The sequence below is a fragment of the Streptomyces toyocaensis genome (assembly GCF_000725125.1).
GTDB classification, from domain to species: domain Bacteria; phylum Actinomycetota; class Actinomycetes; order Streptomycetales; family Streptomycetaceae; genus Streptomyces; species Streptomyces toyocaensis.
In genome coordinates, this window is sequence record NZ_JFCB01000016.1 from 1 (window position 1) to 20,147 (window position 20,147).

General features: G+C 75.7%; 17 protein-coding genes. 14 read left to right on the forward strand and 3 right to left on the reverse strand.

Annotation, left to right across the window (positions count from 1 at the left end):
- Window positions 1-116 precede the first annotated feature (116 nt).
- From BU52_RS18130 to BU52_RS18155, 6 genes are read left to right on the forward strand one after another with little or no spacing between them, the layout of a single operon-like run.
- A complete protein-coding gene (locus BU52_RS18130; protein ID WP_037935551.1) occupies window positions 117-1,370 on the forward strand; it encodes a condensation protein in 1,254 nt (417 codons plus the stop codon).
- The gene (locus tag BU52_RS18135; RefSeq protein ID WP_037935553.1) at window positions 1,371-2,108 is read left to right on the forward strand and encodes a class I SAM-dependent methyltransferase; all 738 of its coding nucleotides are present in this window, start codon (window positions 1,371-1,373) and stop codon (window positions 2,106-2,108) included.
- Between the two features lie 27 nt (window positions 2,109-2,135).
- The gene (locus BU52_RS18140) at window positions 2,136-3,050 is read left to right on the forward strand and encodes a DMT family transporter (protein ID WP_037935556.1); all 915 of its coding nucleotides are present in this window, start codon (window positions 2,136-2,138) and stop codon (window positions 3,048-3,050) included.
- On the forward strand, window positions 3,047-3,286 hold the full coding sequence (locus tag BU52_RS18145) for a Trm112 family protein (protein ID WP_037935559.1): 240 nt from the start codon (window positions 3,047-3,049) through the stop codon (window positions 3,284-3,286). Before BU52_RS18140 ends, BU52_RS18145 begins: the two co-directional genes overlap by 4 nt.
- A complete protein-coding gene (locus tag BU52_RS18150) occupies window positions 3,283-4,113 on the forward strand; it encodes an FkbM family methyltransferase (protein WP_037935562.1) in 831 nt (276 codons plus the stop codon). Before BU52_RS18145 ends, BU52_RS18150 begins: the two co-directional genes overlap by 4 nt.
- On the forward strand, window positions 4,079-4,690 hold the full coding sequence (locus BU52_RS18155) for a hypothetical protein (RefSeq protein WP_037935565.1): 612 nt from the start codon (window positions 4,079-4,081) through the stop codon (window positions 4,688-4,690). The genes BU52_RS18150 and BU52_RS18155 overlap by 35 nt, the downstream gene beginning before the upstream one ends.
- On the opposite strand, the gene BU52_RS18160 is transcribed toward BU52_RS18155, so the two are convergent.
- Window positions 4,671-5,543, reverse strand: coding sequence for an ATP-grasp domain-containing protein (locus tag BU52_RS18160; RefSeq protein ID WP_037935567.1), 873 nt, complete (start codon window positions 5,541-5,543; stop codon window positions 4,671-4,673). The genes BU52_RS18155 and BU52_RS18160 overlap by 20 nt on opposite strands.
- A gap of 275 nt (window positions 5,544-5,818) precedes the next feature.
- On the opposite strand from BU52_RS18160, the gene BU52_RS18165 reads away from it, so the two are divergent.
- The 7 genes from BU52_RS18165 to BU52_RS18195 all read left to right on the forward strand — a co-directional run bounded on the left by BU52_RS18165 (window position 5,819) and on the right by BU52_RS18195 (window position 17,925).
- Window positions 5,819-7,282 (forward strand): acyl-CoA synthetase, encoded by a 1,464-nt coding sequence (locus BU52_RS18165; protein ID WP_037935570.1) that lies wholly within the window; start codon window positions 5,819-5,821, stop codon window positions 7,280-7,282.
- The gene (locus BU52_RS18170; RefSeq protein ID WP_037935572.1) at window positions 7,275-8,663 is read left to right on the forward strand and encodes a carboxyl transferase domain-containing protein; all 1,389 of its coding nucleotides are present in this window, start codon (window positions 7,275-7,277) and stop codon (window positions 8,661-8,663) included. Before BU52_RS18165 ends, BU52_RS18170 begins: the two co-directional genes overlap by 8 nt.
- A gap of 45 nt (window positions 8,664-8,708) precedes the next feature.
- Window positions 8,709-9,062 (forward strand): CU044_2847 family protein, encoded by a 354-nt coding sequence (locus BU52_RS18175; RefSeq protein ID WP_037935574.1) that lies wholly within the window; start codon window positions 8,709-8,711, stop codon window positions 9,060-9,062.
- A complete protein-coding gene (locus tag BU52_RS18180; RefSeq protein ID WP_037935576.1) occupies window positions 9,059-10,753 on the forward strand; it encodes a VMAP-C domain-containing protein in 1,695 nt (564 codons plus the stop codon). The genes BU52_RS18175 and BU52_RS18180 overlap by 4 nt, the downstream gene beginning before the upstream one ends.
- A 32-nt stretch (window positions 10,754-10,785) precedes the next feature.
- Window positions 10,786-11,856, forward strand: a complete 1,071-nt coding sequence (locus BU52_RS18185) for an AAA family ATPase (RefSeq protein WP_037935578.1) — start codon at window positions 10,786-10,788, stop codon at window positions 11,854-11,856.
- A complete protein-coding gene (locus tag BU52_RS35320; RefSeq protein ID WP_051858348.1) occupies window positions 11,846-16,744 on the forward strand; it encodes an SAV_2336 N-terminal domain-related protein in 4,899 nt (1,632 codons plus the stop codon). Before BU52_RS18185 ends, BU52_RS35320 begins: the two co-directional genes overlap by 11 nt.
- A gap of 143 nt (window positions 16,745-16,887) precedes the next feature.
- Window positions 16,888-17,925: a rod shape-determining protein gene (locus tag BU52_RS18195; RefSeq protein ID WP_037935581.1), complete on the forward strand. Its 1,038-nt coding sequence runs from the start codon at window positions 16,888-16,890 to the stop codon at window positions 17,923-17,925.
- A 16-nt stretch (window positions 17,926-17,941) separates the two neighbouring features.
- Here BU52_RS18195 and BU52_RS18200 read toward each other — a convergent pair whose 3' ends face one another.
- Entirely contained in the window at window positions 17,942-18,895 is a 954-nt protein-coding gene (locus BU52_RS18200) for an anti-sigma factor RsbA family regulatory protein (protein WP_037935582.1), read from the reverse strand.
- Window positions 18,892-19,245: an STAS domain-containing protein gene (locus BU52_RS18205; RefSeq protein ID WP_407702047.1), complete on the reverse strand. Its 354-nt coding sequence runs from the start codon at window positions 19,243-19,245 to the stop codon at window positions 18,892-18,894. The genes BU52_RS18200 and BU52_RS18205 overlap by 4 nt, the downstream gene beginning before the upstream one ends.
- 245 nt (window positions 19,246-19,490) lie before the next feature.
- On the opposite strand from BU52_RS18205, the gene BU52_RS18210 reads away from it, so the two are divergent.
- Window positions 19,491-20,126, forward strand: coding sequence for an ANTAR domain-containing response regulator (locus tag BU52_RS18210; protein ID WP_037935587.1), 636 nt, complete (start codon window positions 19,491-19,493; stop codon window positions 20,124-20,126).
- Window positions 20,127-20,147 lie beyond the last annotated feature (21 nt).

Here is a 20,147-nt window from a genome sequence, read left to right on the forward strand (position 1 = left end):
AACGCCGGGTCGCGCCGGCCGCAGCCGCCCCGCGGCCCGGTGCCGCCGCCGGGCGCGGGACCGCACGCGCCGCACGTGCCACGGCCGCGGCGCGGCCCGGAAGGGGGCGGGGCCGTATGAGCGCACCCCCGCGGATCCCCTTCCCCGTCGTCGACGAGGTGTCCCGGCACTGCCTCCAGGAGGAGGAGCCGGAGACGGTGCACATCGAGGTGCACCTCCCCGGGGTCCTGGACGCCGCCCGCATGCGCAAGGCGTTCACCGAGGCGCTGCGGCGGCACCCGCGGATCCTCGTGCGGGAGGCACCCGGGCCCTGGTACCGGCGCCGCTACGAGTGGGAGCCGACCGACGGTCCGGACGTGGAGGTGGTGAGGTTCCCCGCCCCGGGGAAGGACGCCCTGCGGGACGCCCGCGCCCGCGCGCTGGCCGGGGCGCCCCCGCTCACGGCGTCACCGCCGGTCCGGCTCGAGGTGGTGGGCGGGGAGGGGACCGTGCTCCTCCTCACCGTCAACCACACCGCCCTGGACGGTCCCGCCTGCCTGCGCGTGCTGGCCACCGCCGCCGAGCTGTACGGCGGCCGGGACAACGCCCCGGCCGCCTCGCCCGTACGGCCGCCCGAGGCGCCGCAGGACCCGCCGGACGCCCCGTCCACCTGGTCGCCGCCGGCGAGAGTGGCCCGGGGCACGCCCGAGTCCTCGCCCGGCAACGGCATGCTCGTCACCGAACTGCCGCTGCCGCACCGGCCCAAGGGCGCCCCCTACACCGTCAACGACCAGCTCATGGTCGCCACCGCCCTGACCGTCGTCGACTGGAACCGGGAGCACGGCGCCGCGCGCCGCCCCCTGCGCATCACCATGCCGGTCGACGACCGTCCCCGGGACACCACGATGCCGATCGGCAACGGCACCCGGCTGGTCGAGGTGCCGTTCGCCCCGGAGGAGCTGGACTCCCCCGACCTGCCGGAACTGCTGCGCCGCACCGCCCTGCGCACCCGTGCCCTGAAGTCCCTGCCCCGCCCCCAGCTCGGCCACGGCGCCGCCCTGCTCACCGCCCCCTGGGCCCCGGTCGCCTGCCGCGCCGCGCTGACCAGGGCGCTGCGCAGGGCCGCGGCGCCCTGGACGTCGACCACGCTGCTCAGCAACATCGGCCGGGTCCCGTACCCGCTGGACTTCGGTCAGGAGGCGGGCCGGGCGCACGCCGTCTGGTTCTCGGCGCCGGCCCGGATGCCCCGGGGGCTCACCGTCACCACCGCCTCCACCGCGGGCCGGCTGCATCTCGCGCTGCGCTGGTCGCGCACGCTGCTCGGCCCCGGTGACGGCGCCCGCCTGCGCGATCTCTTCGCGCACCACCTGCACACCACGGAGGCGACCTGAGTGACGACCACCGCACCCCCGCCCCGCGAGCTGCGGGACTTCTACGAGAATCCCGCCGTGCCCGTCGCTTCGGGCCCTTCGCGCAGCCGCCGCCAGGCCCGCATGCTGGCCCGCGCGCTCGGTCCGGCCGGCACCGGCGGCCCGCGGACCGTTCTCGACATCGGCTGCGGTGACGGCGCCGCGGCCGCCACCGCCGCCCCCTTCCTGCGCGGTCACCGCCTGATCGGCGTCGACTGGTCCCAGGACGCCCTCGCCCGCGCCCGCACCCGGCTGCTGTACGCGGTGCGCGGCGAACTCACCGGCGGCGGGCTGCCGTTCGCCGCCGGTTCGGCCGACGCGGTGCTCTTCAGCGAGGTGCTCGAGCACCTCGTCGACCCGGACGCCGCGCTCGACGAGATCCGCCGGGTGCTGCGCCCCGGGGGCCATCTGATGCTGTCCACGCCGAACCTGGCCGCCTGGTACAACCGCGGTCTGCTGCTCGCCGGGGTGCAGCCGGTGTTCTCCGAGGTCAGCCTGCGCGGCATCCACGGGCGGCCGGGCTCGGAGGTGGTCGGACACCTGCGGCTGTACACGGCCCGCGCGCTGCGGGAGTTCGTGGCCGCGTCCGGTTTCACCGTCGTACGCCTCGAAGGTGCCCCCTTCCACGGCGTACCGCGTGTGCTGCGCCCGCTGGACCGGCTGGCGTGCGCCCGGCCGCCGCTCTCGTCGATTTTGCTGCTGCACGCCCGGCGGACGTGAGGGGGGCGGGGGGACATGTGGTGGGGAGTGGCCGCGGCCCTGTTGGCGAACGTCCTGTACAGCGGCGGGTTCGTCCTGGAGAAGCGGGCGCTCGCAGGCCTGCCCGAGGTGACGGTCCGCCGGCCGGCCCGGCTGCTGCGGCTGGTGCTCGGCAGCCCGCTGTGGATCGGGGGCTCGCTGGCCCTGGCGGCCGGTTTCGCCGCCCAGCTCGCGGTGTACCGCACGCTGCCGATCGCCGCCGCGCAGGGCATCTTCGTCTCCGGCCTCGTGCTGCTCGTCCTGCTGTCGTCCCGGCTGCTGGGCGAGGAGACCAGCGGCCGGGAACGGTACGCCCTCGGCGCGATCCTGCTCGCCCTGCTGATGGTGGTGCTGTCGCTGCGGGAGAGCGGCGCGGGCGCCGACACGGTGGGGCAGCAGGCGCCGTATCCGGTGATCCTGCTGGTGTGCGTACCGGCGCTGGCAGCCGGGGTGTGGCTGTACAGCTCAGCCGAGCGCAACGCACGCCACCGGCACCGGCTGCCCACGACGGGCGTCGAGTACGGCGTCGCCGTGGGCCTGCTCTACGGGGTCAGCTCGCTGGCCATCAAGGGGGTGTCGAGCCACCTGACGACCGGCGGAGTGGGCGGCGCGGTGCTCGGACTGCTGGGCTCCCCGTATCCCTATCTGCTGCTGTTCACCGGTGTGTTCGGGCTGGTGATGTCGCAGGCCGCGCTCCAGCGCTGCCGGGCCTCACTGATCGTGCCGGTGTGCACGACCGTGACCTGCCTGTTCACGGCGGTGCTCGGCACGCTGTCGTTCGGTGAGCAACTGCCGGACGAGCCGCTGCGGCTGGCCCTGCGCGTCGCGGGCACGGTGCTCGCGGTCGCCGTACTGCTGGCCATGCCCAAGCACGACACCGCGCCACCGTCCCCCGTCCCGGCCAAGGAGTTGACCCGACCGTGAAGCCCGACGACCCGCTGCTGAGGATCCTCGCCTGTCCGCTCGACAAGGGGCCGCTGCATCTGCTCGCCCCGGACGACGAGGGGGACGAGGCGCTGTACAACCCGCGTCTGCGCCGCCGCTACCCGATCGTCGACGGCATCCCGCAGCTGCTGCCGTCGTCCGGGGAGCAGGTGTCGCAGGAGGAGCACGAGCGGGAGCTGACGCGGATGGCCGGGGCCCCGGGGGCGACGCCGTGACGAGGACCGGACGCACGTTCGCGGCCCGCGCGGCGGCGTTCCTGCCCACGCGTCTGGTGGCCGCGACGGCCCGGGCGGTCTACCCCCGCTTCGAGCCCGAGCTGGCCCGCCTCGCCGACCTGTGCCCGCCGGACTGCGACACGGCGGTGGACGTCGGCGGCTGGTACGGCCCGTGGACCCGCCGGCTGGCCGGGCGCGCGCGCCGGGTGGTCACCCTGGAGCCGGTGCCCCACCTGGCCCGGCTGCTCACCGCGTCGGCCCCGCCGAACGTGCGGGTGATCCGCGCCGCGGCCTCGGACAAGCCCGGCGTCGCCCGCCTGTGGCTCCCCCCGGACGACGGCGGCGACCGGGGCGTGTCGTCGCTGGTCCGCCGGGACATCCACGGCACCTCCCTGGACGTCACCAGCGTCACGCTGGACGAACTCGGCCTGTGCGGCGTCGGTTTCATCAAGATCGACGTGGACGGCAACGAGTCGGCGGTGCTGCGCGGGGCGACCGGGATCCTGGCCCGCGACCGCCCGGCCCTGTTCGTGGAGCTGGAGTCCCGCATCCAGCCGATCGCGCCGGTGGTGACGTACCTGGCGATGCTGGGCTACGACGGCTGGGTGCTGCCCGCGGGCTCCTGGGTCCCGCTGTCCCGCTTCCCGCTGGAGGCCCACCAGGCGCGCACCTCGTACGTCGTCACGCACGGTCTGCTGCGCCGGGTCCTGCCGTTCCGGGGCCCGCGCTACGTCAACTCGGTGCTGTTCCTCCCGGACGGCCGCCGCCCGGGAGCGCCGCCGGTGGGCGACGATGGGTCCCGTGCCCACCGGACGACGCCCCACTAGCCCGTTCACCCCGTTCGACTTCCAGCTCGTCCTGCTGCGCCGCATGGCCGACCACAACCCCGGCCCGGTGGAGGACGCCCGGCGCGCACTGGGCGCCTCCCTCACCGACATGCGCGAGGCCAACAAGCGCTGGCAGGCGATGGTCCGCTCGCCGCGCTCCCGCCCGGCCCTGTCCCGGTACCGTTCCGTGCTCGGCGAGCCGGAGTCCCGGACCGCGCGCCGGATCGGGGACCTGGACTGCGAGGCGTGGCAGTGGCCGCTCCCGCTCTGGCCGGACCTGCGCTTCGAGGTGCTGACGGCGGCGTCCGGCGGCGCGGTGTGGAACGAGTGGCTGGTCCGCGCGCCGGGCGCCCCCGCGCCCGGCCTGCGCACGGTGGAGGACCTCACCCCCTGGTCCTGCACGGTGGACGAGGCCGCCCGCGCCTTCGCGCCCGCCCGCCCCCTTCAAGGCACGGCGCCGACCCGGTGGGGGCTCGCCTTCACGGCCCCGGACGCGTCGGGCGCACGGCGCGAGGTGGTCGCGGAGTTCACCTGGGGGCTGCTGCAGCGTACGGCGGTCAGCGGGCCGCGGCCTTGAGGGTCTCCTCCACCACACGCGGCACCGACTCCGGGTGCAGCCACAGGAACAGGTTCGGCTCGACGAGCTCCAGCTCCATCACCCGGGGCCGGCCGTCCTCGCCGTCCACGAGGTCCACGCGCGCGTACAGCAGGTCCGGCGCTCCGGGCACGGCGGCCAGCGCCCGCTCGGCGACGGCGAGTTCGGCGGGGGTGGGCGTCCAGTCCGTCAGTCCGGGGTGGGCGACCTTGCGCCGGTCGTAGGGCGTGCCGGGCGTGAGGACGGGACCCTTGCGGCTGGCATGGAGCAGGCTCCCGCCGAAGAACTGCAGCGCCCGCTCCCCGGCGGTGTCGACGCTGCGCACATAGGGCTGCACCATCGCGGTGAACCCCTCCGCGTGCAGGCGTCCGACGTGCCGTACGGCGGTGGCGTGCTCGTCGGGCGCGTAGCGGGCGGCGAACCGGGCGCCGGCGCCGGAGGCCGGCTTGACGACGTACTCGTGCGCGTCCGGGAGGCCGAGGGCGTCCCCGGGCGCCAGGTACCGGGTGTCCACCACGGGCACCCCGGCAGCGGCGAGGTCCCCGAGGTACCGCTTGTCGGTGTTCCACCGCACCACGTCCGCCGGATTGGCCAGCCGGGTCGCCGCGGCGCACCGCTCGGCCCACGCGGTGAACTCCGCCGCCCGCCAGCTGTAGTCCCAGGTGGACCGGATCACGGCGAGATCGAAGCCGGACCAGTCCACCTCCCCGTCGTCCCACACCTCGGCGGACGCCACGGCCCCGGCCGCCTCCAGCGCCCGCACCAGCCCCGGCAGGTCGCGGTCCTCGGCGACGTCGGGGCCGGGCGCGCAGGTCACGAGCGCGATGCGGGGCATGGTGGCTCACTCCTCGTTCGAACAGCTGATCGCCGAGCAGGCTAACAACCGCCCGCGGGAACCACGAGGGGCGGCTTGACCTTCACCTTCGGTGAAGCCCCAGCATCGGTGGCGGAACCCCCGCAAGCGCCGGGCCGCGCAACCTGCCCCCGGCCCACACCGACGCACCGGCGGTGGTCGTCCCCGGCCGCGGGTAGGACACCCTGGACCCTGCCCCCGGGCACCCCGTACCGCCCGCCCCGACAGCCAGCCAGCCAGCCAAGGAGATACGCCCCGTGTCCTCTCTCTTCCCGGCCCTGACCGACGGCCACCGGGCCGACCGGCCCGCCCTGCGCTTCGGCGAGCGCGAACTGACGTACGGGCGACTCGCCGCGGCGGCCGGCGCCGTGGCCGGGGACCTGAAGGGGGTGCGCCGCGTCGCCGTATGGGCCACGCCGACGCTGGAGACCGCCGTCGCCGTCACCGCCGCGCTGCTCGCCGGCCCGGCCGTCGTGCCGCTCAACCCGAAGTCGGGCGAGAAGGAACTCGGCCACATCCTCTCCGACAGCACCCCCGACCTGGTGCTCACCGCCCCCGGCACCGAACTCCCCGCCCCCCTGGCAGGCCTGCCCCGGCTCGATGTGGACCCGGCCCCCGAAGCGGCGGCCCCGGGCGGCCTCCCCGACGACCGTGACCGGGACCCCGAGGATCCCGCCCTGATCGTCTACACCTCCGGCACCACCGGCCCGCCCAAGGGCGCGGTCATCCCCCGTCGCGCGATCGCCGCGACCCTGGACGCGCTCGCCGAGGCCTGGCAGTGGACCGCCGACGACGTGCTGGTGCACGGGCTCCCGCTGTTCCACGTGCACGGCCTCGTCCTCGGCACGCTCGGCCCGCTGCGCCGCGGCGGCTCGGTGCGCCACCTGGGCGGGTTCACCACCGGGGGCGTGGCGCGCGAGCTGAACGCCGGTGCCACCATGCTGTTCGGCGTGCCGACGATGTACCACCGCCTCGCCGAGGCGCTGCCCGCCGAGCCGGACCTGGTGACGGCGCTGGCCGGCGCGCGGCTGCTGGTGTCGGGTTCCGCCGCGCTGCCCGTGCACGACCACGAGCGGATCGGCGCGGCCACGGGACGCCGGGTCGTCGAGCGCTACGGCATGACCGAGACGCTGATGAACACCAGCGTCCGCGCGGACGGCGAGGCCCGCCCCGGCACGGTCGGCGTGCCGTTGCCGGGGGTGGAGCTGCGGCTGGTGGAGGAGGACGGCTCGCCGGTGACGTCGTACGACGGTGAGACGGTCGGTGAGATCCAGGTGCGCGGGCCGAACCTGTTCACCGGGTACCTGGGCCGGCCGGACGCCACGGCCGCCGCGTTCACCGCCGACGGCTGGTTCCGCACCGGGGACATGGCGGTGCGCGACCCCGACGGCTACGTCCGCATCGTGGGCCGCAAGGCCACCGACCTGATCAAGAGCGGCGGCTACAAGATCGGCGCGGGTGAGATCGAGAACGCGCTGCTGGAGCACCCCGGGGTGCGGGAGGCCGCGGTCACCGGGGAGCCGGACGCCGATCTGGGCGAGCGGATCGTGGCCTGGGTGGTGCCGGCGGATCCGCAGTCCCCGCCCGGCCTTGAGGAGCTGGCCGGGCATGTCGCCGGGCGGCTCGCCCCCCACAAGCGCCCGCGCGTCCTCCACCACCTCGACGTCCTCCCCCGCAACGACATGGGCAAGGTCATGAAGCGGGCGCTGTCTCATGGCTGACCGTCTCTCCGCCCGCGGGGCCCTCGCCCTCGTCACCGACGACTTCACCGAGCTGCCCTTCCCGGAGCGCCCCGGGCACCCGGACGGTCCGCTCGGCTGGCCCGGCTACGACACCGCCCGCGCCCGCGCCGCCGAGCGCACCGGCGAGCGGGAGTCCGTGGTCTGCGGCACCGGGGACGTCGACGGCACCCGGGCCGTCCTCGTCGCGTTCGAGTTCGGCTTCCTCGGCGGCTCCCTCGGTACACGCACCGGCGACCGCCTGGAGGCGGCGTACGCGCATGCCCGCGCGCACCACCTGCCGGTGGTGCCGCTGGTCGCCACCGGCGGCAGCCGGATGCAGGAGGGCATGCTCGCCCTCACCCAGCTCCAGCGGGTGGCCAGGGCGTCCGCGCTCACCCGGCAGTCCGGGCTGCCGCAGATCGCCGTGGTGCGGGACCCGACGACCGGCGGCGGCTGGGCCACCCTGGGCGCGGGCGCCGACGTCGTGCTGGCGCTGCCCGGCGCGCAGGTCGGCTTCGCCGGCTCGCGGGTCCGCCCGGCGGACGCGGACCCCGCGGCGTACACGGCCGAGGCGCAGGTGGCGGCGGGCGCGGCGGACGCGCTGGTCCGGCCGGAGGCGCTGCGGGACACCCTGGGTCACTGGCTGCGGCTGCTGACCCGCCCCTCCACCGCGCCGGCCCCGCCGCCCCCGGCGCTGGGCGCGGCCGGCCTCCCGGCCACCGGCTGGGAGGCGGTCCGCCGCGCCCGCTCCCCCCGGCGCCCCCGTGCCACCGCCTACCTGGACGCCTACTTCACCTCCCGTGTCGCCATCGGCGGCGACCGCTGCGGGGGCACGGACCCCGACGGCATGCTCTGCGGCTTCGGCGAGCACCGGGGCCGCACGGTCGCCTACGCCGCGCAGACCGGCACGGCGACCCGTCCCGCCGGGTACCGCACGGCCGCCCGGCTGGTCCGGCTCGCGGACCGGCTCGGCATCCCGGTGCTGACGCTGGTGGACACCCCGGGCGCGGCCAATGACGCGGAGGCGGAACGGCAGGGCGCGGGGGCCGCCATCGCCGATCTGTTCGGCGCCGTGGCCTCCGCCCGTACGCCGGTCACCACGCTGGTCGTCGGCGAGGGCGGCTCCGGCGGCGCGCTGGCCCTGGCGGCGCCCGGCAACACCTGGGCCACCCCGGACAGCTACTTCTCGGTGATCGCCCCGGAACTCGCGGCGGCCATCCTCAAGCGCCCCCCGGAGCAGGCACGGACGACGGCCGGCCAACTCCGTATCCGTCCGCAGGACCTGGTGGAGCTGGGCGTGGTGAGGGGGGTCGTGGGAACCGGGGCGGACGGGCGGGCGAAGTCGGCCGGTTGCCCGTCGCCCGGCGAACACCAGCCGTAACATGAGGAGTTCACGCAGTCGTACACAACGGGGGCGCGCCGCGCGATGGACGGATTGATGCAGTTCACCACCGAGAGCGGCGGTGCGGTCGTGGTGGAGGGCGTGGAGGACGAGTCCGGGGCCCGGCTCGTCTCGCGCGGCGGCGCCCCGGCCCGGGCGACGCGTACCTTCGAGGGGTCCCTGGAGGGGGTGCGGGCGGCCGCCGAGTCCGCGCTGCGGGTGTTCCGCGACGTCTCGCTCGCACCGGACGCGGTGGAGCTGGAGTTCGGGGTGAAACTCACCGCGGAGGCCGGTGCCGTCATCGCCAAGGGAGCGGCGGAGGGACATCTGGTCGTCAAGCTCAGCTGGGCGCCCGGGACGACGCCCGGCACGGATGCCGAGGCCGCCGACCGCCGATGAGCGGCGCGGCGGCCTGGCACACCCGCATCCGGTGCGGGAACGACGTGGGCGCGGGCTTCCTCGTCTCGGCGCGCCGGGTGGTCACCTGCGCCCATGTCGTAGCGGCGAGCGGCACCTCGGCGGTGTCGGTGAGCTTCCCGAACTGCTCCGGACTGGGTGAGCTCTCCGCCACGGTGGCCGTCCACGGCGGCTGGCGGGGCGGCACCACCGACCCGGGCGACCTGGCCGTACTCGAACTGGAGCGGGAGGTACCGCTCGCGCCGGCCGTCTTCGCACCGCCCGGCGCGGAGCGCGACGTCCCCTCCCCCGGTCTGACCGCGTACGGCTTTCCCCGCGGTTACGACGAGGGCGCCCTCGCGCACTACCGCGCGGTGCCCGGTCCGCTGATCGCGGGCGAGTGGGTGCAGTTGGAAGCCGTCTCCGGACACGGACAGCCGCTGGCCGACGGTTTCAGCGGGGCGGCGGTGACGCTGGCCGACGGGTCGGTGGTCGGCATGGTCACGGCGGTCGCGGGCGGCCGGGAGGTGCGCGCGGGGCGCATGCTGCCCACCGAGGTCATGGCCCGCTACTGGAGCGGGCTGGGCGAGCTGGTGCCCACTCCGGGCCACACCCGGGACCAGCTCAGAGAGCTGTACGACCTGGTGCGGTGGGCCGAGCGACAGGGGCGGACGTGCGATCACGACCGGCTGTACGTCGACGCCGTCGGCCCGTTCGGTCCCGGCCTGCCCGCGGGCGGGTTCGGCTCCCTGGCGTCCGCGGCGGCGTATGTGCAGTGGGAGGTGCCGGAGGCGGTGCCCCGGTTCGCGCTTCGGCTGCGGGAGCTGCTGGACCACGTCGACGGCGGGTACGGGACAGCCGGTACGGCCCCGGGCGGACGGTCCCGGGGGGTCCCCGCCTGGTCGCCCATCGTCGTGGAGATCGACCACAGCGGTGCCGGCCCCGACCAGGTCACCGTGGAGGTGTCCGCGTACCGCGACGGGCGGCGCCGCCCGGTGGGGGCCCGCCGGCTGCCGCGGTCCGCCGTACGGGCCTACGTCCAGGAGCACATCGACGAGGCGGTCACCCAGCTCGCCCCGGGAGCCGACGAGTTGCTCGCCTTCGTCCTGCCGCGTGGCTGGCTGAACGAGCCGGTGGCGCGCTGGGAGTGCGGCGCCGACGACCCCACTCCGCTCGGCTGCGCCTATCCGCTCGTGGTGGCCGACCGCACCCGCCGTCGCAGCGGGCGGATGCGCCACCAACTCCGCAAGAAGTGGCAGAAGCTGGACGGAGGTCCGGCGGCGGCCGTGCAGCGCATCGAGTGCGGCACGCCGGAGCGGCCGTCCGGTCTGCGCAAGCGGCTGTGGGACGACGCCACGGCCCTGGTCGGCTTCGCCTCTTCCCCCGACGCCGCGCGGGAGCACTTCGAGGTCGGCCTGACCGTCCCCGTTCCGGTGCTGCTGTGGCCCCGTGCGGGCTGTCCGGGCCCCGGTCACGAGGGCCCCTGCGACGGTGACGCCTTCCTCGACGCGCTCACCGCGTCCGTCGCCGGTGTTCCGCCCGCCGACCTCCCGCATCACCTCCTGTCCCTCCGGCTGACCGCGGACGCCCACGACGAGACGGACCGGCACTGGGCGAGGGACGTGCAGTTGCTGTGGGACGACCCGCGCTGCTTCCCCGAGACCGCCGCGCCCCTGCACTCCCCTGTCGCCTGACCGCCCGCCGAGACCCCACGGAGAAGAACCCCATGCCCCTGTGGCCCGTCTACACCGGCACCGAGGAGCCGCACGACGGCATCGACCGCCTGCCGCCGCCCCCGCCCTGGCGCGCCTTCGACGGCGGTCCCGCGCTCGACCCGCCCGACGAGGAGGCCGACACCGCCGCGGTCTCTCCCGACCGCACCCATCGCGCCGCGACCTACCGGGCGACACCGCAGACGGTCCAGCTCGTCAACGCCGCCCTGTACCTGCGCCGTCCGCTGCTGGTCACCGGTCCGCCCGGCACCGGGAAGTCCTCGCTCGTCTACGCGGTCGCCCGCGAGCTGCGTCTCGGCCCGGTGCTGCGCTGGAACATCACCAGCCGCAGCACGCTGAACGACGGCCTCTACCAGTACGATCCGCTCTCCCGTCTGTACGCGGCACGGCGCACGGCCGGGCAGCCCGCCGAGCGGTACGACCGGGCACCGGGCGGGGCCCGCACCGCCGGTGACCCGCCCGGCGACGGGTCGGGCGTGGAGGACCATCTGCGGCTCGGCCCCCTGGGCACCTCGCTCCTCCCCTACGCCCGCCCCCGCGCCCTGCTCATCGACGAGATCGACAAGAGCGACCTCGACCTGCCCAACGACCTGCTGAACGTGCTGGAGGAGGGCCAGTACGAGATTCCCGAACTGGCCCGTACCGCCCGGCACCACCCCGGCGGTAAGGCCGAGGTGATGATCGACGGCACCGGGGAACGGGTGCCGGTCGAGCACGGCCGGGTCCGCTGCCGGGCCTTCCCCTTCGTCGTCCTCACCAGCAACGGGGAGCGCGAGTTCCCTCCCGCCTTCCTTCGCCGCTGCGTCACGCTGCGCCTGCGCCGGCCGGACGACCGCCAGCTCGCCGGCATCGTCCGCGCGCACCTCGGAGAGCCCGACGCCTACGCGCAGGGCCTGATCGAGCGCTTCCTGGCCCGGTCGGGCGCCGGCGACCTCGCCACCGACCAGCTTCTCAACGCGATCTACCTGGCCCACGCCACCGGGCTCGGCGCGGAGTCCCTCGACGACCTGGCCGAGCAGTTGATGCCGTACCTGGGACAGACCCCGCAGGCCGATGCCTTCTGACGGGCCCGCGGAGGACTCCGGCTTCCCGGACCCGCTGGCCCGCCTGGCCGACGTACTGGGCCGGGCGGCCGGCGGCCCGCGCCCGACCCCGCTGGAACTGGCCGAACTGCTGTGGCTGGCGCGGACCATGGACCACCAGCCGGGCACCGGTCCGCGCCCGCCCCGACCGCCCGCCGAACCCGCCGCCCCCCGGCCCGCCGCGCCCGTTCCGCCCTCCGGGCCCCCGCCGCCCGCGCCGCAGCCGCCACCGCCCGCCCCTCCCGCCGAACCCCCGCGCGCGCCGCTCCATCTGCCATCCCCGGACCCGTCCTCCGGACCGCCGGACGAACCCCACACCACCCTCCTGGCCCCGGCGCCCCCGATGCTGCACCGGCCCCTGGCGCTGCAGCGGTCCCTGCGTCCGCTCAAGCGCCGGGTCGACGCGCCGCTGGGCAGTGAACTGGACGAGAGGGCGACCGCCGACCGCATCGCCCGCCTCGGCGCCGCCCCCGACTGGTGGCTGCCGGTCATGCGCCCCGCCCCGGAACGCTGGCTGCGGCTGAACCTCGTGCACGACACCGGTCCCACGATGCCCGTGTGGCGCCCGCTGATCCGCGAACTGCACACGGCACTCGCCCAGTCCGGCGTCTTCCGCACGGTGTCCCTGCTCTCCGTCGGCGCCGACGGCACGGTGCGCGGTCCCGGCGCGCACGCCCCGGCCGACGGCCGCGGCGTCACCCTGGTGATCAGCGACTGCATGGGCCCGCAGTGGCGCGACGGCCGCGCGGGCGACCTGTGGTACGGCACCCTCCGCCGCTGGGCCCACCGCATGTCCCTGGCCGTCGTCCAGCCGCTCCCCGAGTACCTGTGGCGGGACACCGCCCTGCCCACCACGCCGGGCCTGCTCTCCGCCCCGCGCCCCGCCGCACCCGCCGCGACGCTCCGTTTCCGTCCCTACGACACCTCCGGCCCCGCGAACCGGCTCCCCACGGGCGGGATGCTGCCGCTGCCGGTGCTGGAACCGGCCCCCGAATGGCTGTCCAACTGGGCCCGGCTGGTCGCCGCGCCGGGCGGCACGGCGTTCCCGGCGGCCGTGGCCGACCTGCGTCCGTCCCTCCCGGCGGACGTCGACCACCGCGCGGACCTCGGCCGCCTGCCCCCCGAGGACCTGGTCCTGCGCTTCCGTGGGAGCGCCTCCCCCGAGGCCTTCCGGCTGGCCGCTCACCTGGCCCTGGGCCGCCCCGATCTGCCCGTGATGCGCTTGGTACAGGCCGCCGTCGACCCGGCCCCGCGGCCCCGGCATCTCGCCGAGGTGATCCTCAGCGGGCTGCTCACCACCGTCCCGGGCCCACCCGGCTCCTACGCCTTCCGGCCCGGCGTACGGAATCTGCTGCTGCGCGGCCTGCCCCGCTCGGCCCGGTACGACACCGCCGCCCTGCTGCTCCGCCTCGGTGCCCTGATCGACGACCGGGCGGGCCGGGTGCCGGGGGACTTTTGGGCGTCCGTCCCGGCCCCGTCCGGCACGGCGGCCGGTGTGGACGGCGAGGCGTTCGCGTCGGTCAGCACGGACAGCGCACGACGGCTGACGGGTGGGGACGTGACGTCGTCGTCGCCCGGCCCCGGTGAGCCGCCGCGTGTGGTGGGGGGCCGGTACCGGCTGGTGCGGCGGCTCCACTCGACCAGGACCACATGGCTGGCCGAGGACACGGATACGAACACGACGGTGGCGCTGCGGCTGCACGGGAGGATCACCGACCCGACGTGGCGTGAGGCGTTTCTGCGTGACGCGCGACTGCTGGGCCGGTTCACCCACCCGAACGTGGTGCGGGTCCACGCGGCCGACTTCGACGGCGACGTTCCGTATCTCGTCATGGAGCAGTTGGACGGCGTGGGACTGAACCACCTCGCCGCGCCGAACGATCACCGTCTGCCCGCCCCCCTGCTGGTATCGGTCGGCGCGCAGCTCGCGCGGGCCCTCACCGCGTTGCACGCCGCGGGCCTGACCCACGGCGTGCTCGGTCCGTCCCAGGTGGTGCTGCTGCCCGACGGAACGGTGAAGCTCACCCTTGTCGAACCCGCCAGGGCCATGGGCAGGGCGGGGCAGTCGGAGGATCTGCGGGCGCTGCGCGACCTGCTGCTGCAACTGGCCTCGGGCACCTCGCGGCTGACGGTACCCGTCGGCCCGCATCAGCTCGGTCACCTCCCGCACGACCTGCGAGAGACGTACGCGGACGCCTTCAACCTGCTGATGTCGCGGTCCCTGGGGCAACAGAACCAGGGCAGGGACCTGCTCCTCGACCCCGCCCTGCCGCGCCGGGCCGAAGCGGCGTACCAACGGCGCTTCTACCGCGCCCTCGGCCCCTTCGGCGTCGAACATGGCCGCGGATCCCCCGACCTGCGTCCGGACGAGCGCGCCGTGCTGGCCATGCTGCTGCTCAAACGCGGACGCACCGTGACATTCGACGAGCTCGAAGGAGGGCTGTGGGGCACGCGCGCCGAGCCGGACGCCGCGGCGGTGCTGGGCTCCACCGCCACGCGGCTGCGCGATGCCCTCGGGCCGGGCGTGCTGGGGACACCGCCCCAGGGCTTGGTCCTGCACACCAGTGCCGACCACGTGGACCTGGCTCTCTGTGACGAGCTGGTCCGCCGGGCCGACGAGGCACGCCGTCGGGATGCCCTCGCCGAGGCGCGCGTACTGCTCACCGAGGCGCTGGAGCTCTGGGGCGACGGTGATCCCCTCGCCGGCGTGCCGGGCCCGGCCGCCCGGAGCGCGCGGACCCGCCTGGTTCGGCTCCGGCTGAGCCTCCACCGTCAACGCGCGGAAGTCGACCTGGACCTCGGAGAACCGGAGCGCGCGTCGGCCGACCTGGAGGTCCTGGTACGCGCCCACCCCTTCCGCGAGGACTTCCGCCGCCTCTACCTCCTCGCCCTGCGGCGTCAGGGTCGGACCGAGGAGGCCCTGGCGGCGTACGAGGAGTACGAGCTGGCCGGCGGACACGACCCCGAACTGCTCGCCCTCGGGCACGAACTGCGGGAGGAGGCCGCCGACGGCGCACCGGAGATGCCGCCTCTCGCCTCCGACGAGCCGGCCTACGACCCGCTCGCCGCGCCGGACGAGCTGCCCGACGGCACCTACCCCGCCTGGGACCCTCCCGGTGACGGCCCCTCGTCCCCCGCTTCCCCGCCCGAGCCCGTCGGCCCCGGCCCGGCGGACCACGCCGACGCCCGCACCTGCTTCTTCTTCGACTGGGCGGACGGTCCCGAGCGGTCCGACACGCTCACCGCTCTGGGGCGGGCGGTCACCCGGGTGCTGACGGCCTCCGGGCTGCCCGCCGACGATCATCAGTTCCTCCGGCGGGACGGGGGTTACACGGTCCTCACGTCGCCGGGCGGCCCGACGGCGCGGTTGCTGCGTGCCGCCCTGCGGGGGTTCCCGGACATGCTCAGGGAGGTGGGTGGCCCCCGGCTCGTCGTGATCGTCCGGCGCACGCGGGACGAGAGACGGGCCGAGCTGCCCGCCGGGACGGCGCTCCGTGCGGCACTGGACTCGTCCGAGGCGCACGGCGTGTTCGCCCTCGCCCCTTCCCTGCGGGACGAACTGGCGGCCGACCCCGACGTCACCGGGCTGCTCCGGCCCCTCGGCGGCGACCCGACACAGGGCTGGCACGGTCTCTTCACCCGCGCGACCGGCACCGCGCACCCCGTGCTGGGCCCCTTTCCACTGCCCGCCATGCACCTCCCGCCGTCGCAGGGACTGACGAGAACGGTCGTCTACGCCTCGCCCGACGGCCGGCGGCTGAGCACCAGCCGCGTCCCGGGCACCGACCACTACTACGAAGTCGACCTGACCGAGCGCCGTACGGAGCTGGCCGAGCGGGGCCCGGAACTGCCGGACGAGTCCGTCGCCGTGGTCGAGGGCGAGGCGACATGGCAGGTGTCCGACCCGATCGCCCTGGTCGCGGAGGGCCCGCACGACGTGGAGGACCGCATCCGCCGGCACGTCGTCGGACGGCTGCGCGCGGCCGCCGACCGCCTTCCCTTCGCCGCCGCGGGCCGGCTGCGGCAGGCACTCCTGGACCGGCTCGGACCGCACGACGTACCCGGGTGCACCGTGCGCTGGGACGTCCTGGTCGGCGCCGCCTCCGCCGCCTCCCCGCCGCTCGGCGCCCGGCACCCGGCACCCGGCCTCACCGAGACGCTCCTGGCCGCCGACGCCGTGATCCTCGGCTTCGACACCACGCTCACCAGGCTGTTCGACGACGACAGGGCGGCCGAGGTGGTACGGGACCTCGCCCGGCTCGCCGTCGAGACGCGCGATCCGAGGGATGCCCTGTCCGGCAGGCACCCGCTGACGCCGGAGGGCCGGCCGGTGACGCTCACGGGGGACGGCATCCTCCCCGTCGAACTGCTGCGCGCGCTGGCCGCCCATCCCTCGGCGGAGGAACTGCGCGGAGAGCTCGACCGCCGCGAGACACGGGCCGCCCGCACCGCACGGCCGGCGGGCCTGGCCGTCGAACTGGTCCGCGCGCTGTCCCTCCGGTACCCGCGCCTGGCCGTGGTCACCGATCACACGGCCGACGCGGCCGAGCTGTTCCTGGCCCGGCAGGCCCTCGCCCCGCACGTGACGGGCGGCGTGCACGGCCGTTCCGCCGACCTGGCCCGGCTGATGCCGCACCCGGACGTCGTGCACCGCGCCCTCAAGCGGCTCGGCGTCGCACCGGCCCGCTGCGTGATGATCGGGTCGACCGTCGTGGAGAGCAACACCGCTGGGGTCGCGGGCGTGCCGTTCGTCGGCTGCCGACCCACCGATGGCTTCTTCCGCGGGGCCGGTCGGGCGAGTCTCACGGTCGCCGGACTGCGTCCGCTGCTCGACGCGGTCCTCTCCTTGCCACCCCGCGGTGACTCCTGACCCGGAGGGAAGATCCGCACCGCCCGTTCGGCGGCCCCCCACCCGGCCCCCCAGGAAAGGCGCCCGCCCCCGTCCCGCGCGCACGATGCCTGAGAGGTCCGCCGCCCGGCGGCCCCGTGGGCGCGCACTCGGGAGGAACCGCCGTGACAGCAAGTCTGGAGCAGCTGCGCCGCTGCCACTTCGCCGTCGACCTGGGGGCGGCCCGCACCCGGGTGTACGTCAAGGGCGCCGGACTCGTCGTCGACCAGCCGTCCGTCGCCGCCGTGAACACCCGTACCGGCGCGCTGATCGCGGTCGGTGAGTTCGCGGAGAAGATGACGGGCCGTACGCCGGCGTACATCCGCGTCGTGCGGCCGGTGAACGGGGGCACGGTCGTCGACATCGAGATGGCGCAGCGCATGCTGCGGCAGCTGATCGGCGACCGGACCCGCCGCTCGCTGCGCCGCAGGCCCCGGCTGCGGGCCGCGGCGTGCACCCCGCACGACGCCGACCCGCTCGCCCAGCGCGCCGCGATCGAGACGCTGGTCGGTCTCGGCGCCCGCCGGGTCGAGCTGGTCGACACGCTGATCGCCGCCGCCGTCGGCTGCGGTCTGCCGGTGGAGCGGCCCGAGGCGACCATGATCATGGTGTGCGGCGCCGCGGCCACTCAGGTGGCCGTGCTCTCCCTCGGGGCGATCGTGCAGGCGCAGCGCATCCCGGTCGGCGGTGAGGCCGTGGACAACGCGATCGTGCAGCACCTGCGCCACCAGCACGAACTGATGCTGCCGAGCCAGTCGGTACGGCCCCTGCAGCTCGCCCTCTCCGGCAACGGGCTCACCCCCGAGGGCCCGGAGTCGACGGAGATCCACGGCCGGGACGTGGCCACGGGTCTGGCCCGCTCCGTGAAGGTGGACACGGCCGCGGTGCGGCGGGCCATCCAGACGCCGCTGACGGCCGTCCTCGACGGCATCGGCAAGGTGCTGCGGGAGTGCCCGCCCGATCTGGTCGCCGACCTCGCCGACCGCGGGATCATGATGGTCGGCGGCAGCGCCCTGCTGCCGGGTTTCGACCAGATGCTGCGTCAGGCCACGGGCATGCCCGTGCACATCGCGGAGCGGCCCGAGCTGTGCGCCGTGGAGGGACTGGGCGCGATGCTGGAGGGCAGGATCGCGCCGATGGTGCTGGACCCGCTGGGCGCCTGACGGCCGGGGGAGGCCGTCATCGGGGGAACCAGCAGCGGATCGTGGTGCCCCGGTCGCCGGTGTGCACCCGTACCAGGTCGGCGATCAGGTTGACCATCAGCAGGCCGCGGCCGCCGCGCTGGTCGCGGCCGGCGGGGCGGCGCCCCGCGAGGGGGTCGGTCATGCGTCCCCCGTCCCGCACCTCGCACAGCACATGGCCGTCCTCGGCCCAGACCCGCAGCACTCCGCCCCCGCCGCCGTGCAGCACGCTGTTGGTGGTGAGCTCGGCCGTGGCGAGGGCCAGGTCCTGCAGGGTGACGCCGGTGAGGCCGAGCCGCCGTCCCTCGTCGGAGGCGGCGTGCCGGGCATCGGGCAGCGAGTCGGCCGCGAACGGGAAGGTCATGGCGTCCGTCACGAGCGGCAGCGGCTCGTTGTAGCGGGCGACGGCCGCGTCGGGGGCGTACGCCTCGCTGTCCCGCGCGGGGCGGGAGCCGGCCGGGATGACGGTGGGGTGGGTGGCGTGGGCGTCCTCGAGGACGTGCCCCGGCAGGCGTACGGCGTCGTAGGGGCAGAGGATGGTCACCGTACGGCCCCGGAAGGCGGCGTTGATCAGCGCCTCGTGCTGGACGCAGGCCGGGTACTCGGTGGAGGAGCGGCCGGCCCAGACCGGCTCGCCGATGATGCGCACCCGGCGTCCGGCGGGCTGGGCGTCGGCGAAGGCGCGCAGCACGCCGGGGATGATCCGGCCGGGGTTGCGGCCGGCCTCCCGCATGTCCAGGAGCCGGACGCTCTCCGCGTCGGCGCCGAGCGCGTCCCGGAGCATCCGCAGCCGGTCGCCGGGCACGGCGACCGCCACGGGCTCACCGGCCGCGAGTCCCTCGCGCACGAAGGGGACGGTGCCGTCCAGGTACTCCCGCTCGTCACGGTAGAAGAGAGCGGGGTGGAGGAAGGGGTCGGTGGTGGCCCCCACCGTTCCGGCCGCGGTACTCATGACACCGACACCTCGATCGTCGACAGGTCGGGCCAGAACGTCTCCAGTACCCGGCGCAGGGTCGGCGGAGGCCGGCGCACCACCAGCCGGCGGCCGTCGCCGAGCCGGCCGGCGGCGGCAGCGAGCGCTCCGGCGCCCGCGACGTCGACGAACGTCACCTCGGACAACTCCAGGTAGTACACGGCCTCACCTTCGCGCACCGCCTGCTCCAGTGCGCGCTCCCAGATCATGTGCGTGGCCAGCCCGATCTCCCCGGCCGCACGCACCCCCCGGCATCCCTCCAGCGGACGCACCGTCAGGTACGGCACCGCAGGTCCGGGTCCGTACGCCGTCCGATGCCGCTCGTCCAACGCCCGTCTCCCCACGCTCCCGGGACCGCGCCTACCCCGGGCGGTTCCCGGCCATTCCCCGGCGCGGTGTGTAGTGGGCCGCAAGGCGGGCAGGCGCACCCACAGCGCAGCCGGGACCGTGTGCAGCCTACCCCTACGGTGCCGGCGGCGGCCGAACCCACCCGAACGGCCCGGGTTCGCGAGCACCGACGAGGTGGTGCCACGAGCTCAGCGGCACCACTGCCCCTCCGGGAAGGCGGAACACCTTGGTCATCGGCGGTCGTACGGACGCGGACCGGGCGCTCCTCACCCCTCGCGGTGATCTGGTCCGCGGGTCTGCCGAGGCGCTGGCCGAGAAGCTGGCCCAGCTGCCCGCCGGCACGGCCCGGATCGATCTGGACATGAGCGACGTGCACTTCATGGACACGGCGGGACTGGAGTTCCTGGAGGTGCTGCGCGACCACGGCCGGCGTCACTCGCTGCCGGTCACCGCCACCCGCTGGAACGCTCAGCCGCGCCGCATCCTGGAACTCGCCGGCCTCGACACCACGGACCCGTTGCGCTCCCCGGCCCCGGAGAGTGTTCCGTCGCCGCTCTCCGCGACGGTGGCGCGGGAACGGGAGGAGCGGCTGAACCTGCTCCAGGAGGAGGTCGAGCAGCTCCGGCGGGCGATCGCCTCCCGTCCGGTCATCGACCAGGCCCGCGGCGTCCTGATGGCGACGTACGGCTGCACCCCGGACGAGGCGTGGCACATCCTCCGGGAGGCGTCCCAGCTGTCCAACACCAAGCTCCGCGCGGTCGCCGAGTCGCTCACGGCATCCACGGAGGCGGAGGGCGCTCCCCCGCCCGAGGAGGTCCGCGCCGCGCTGTCGCAGGCGCTGGCCCGCCGCTCGTCGCGGTAAGCCCTCCCCCGCGCGGGGTAC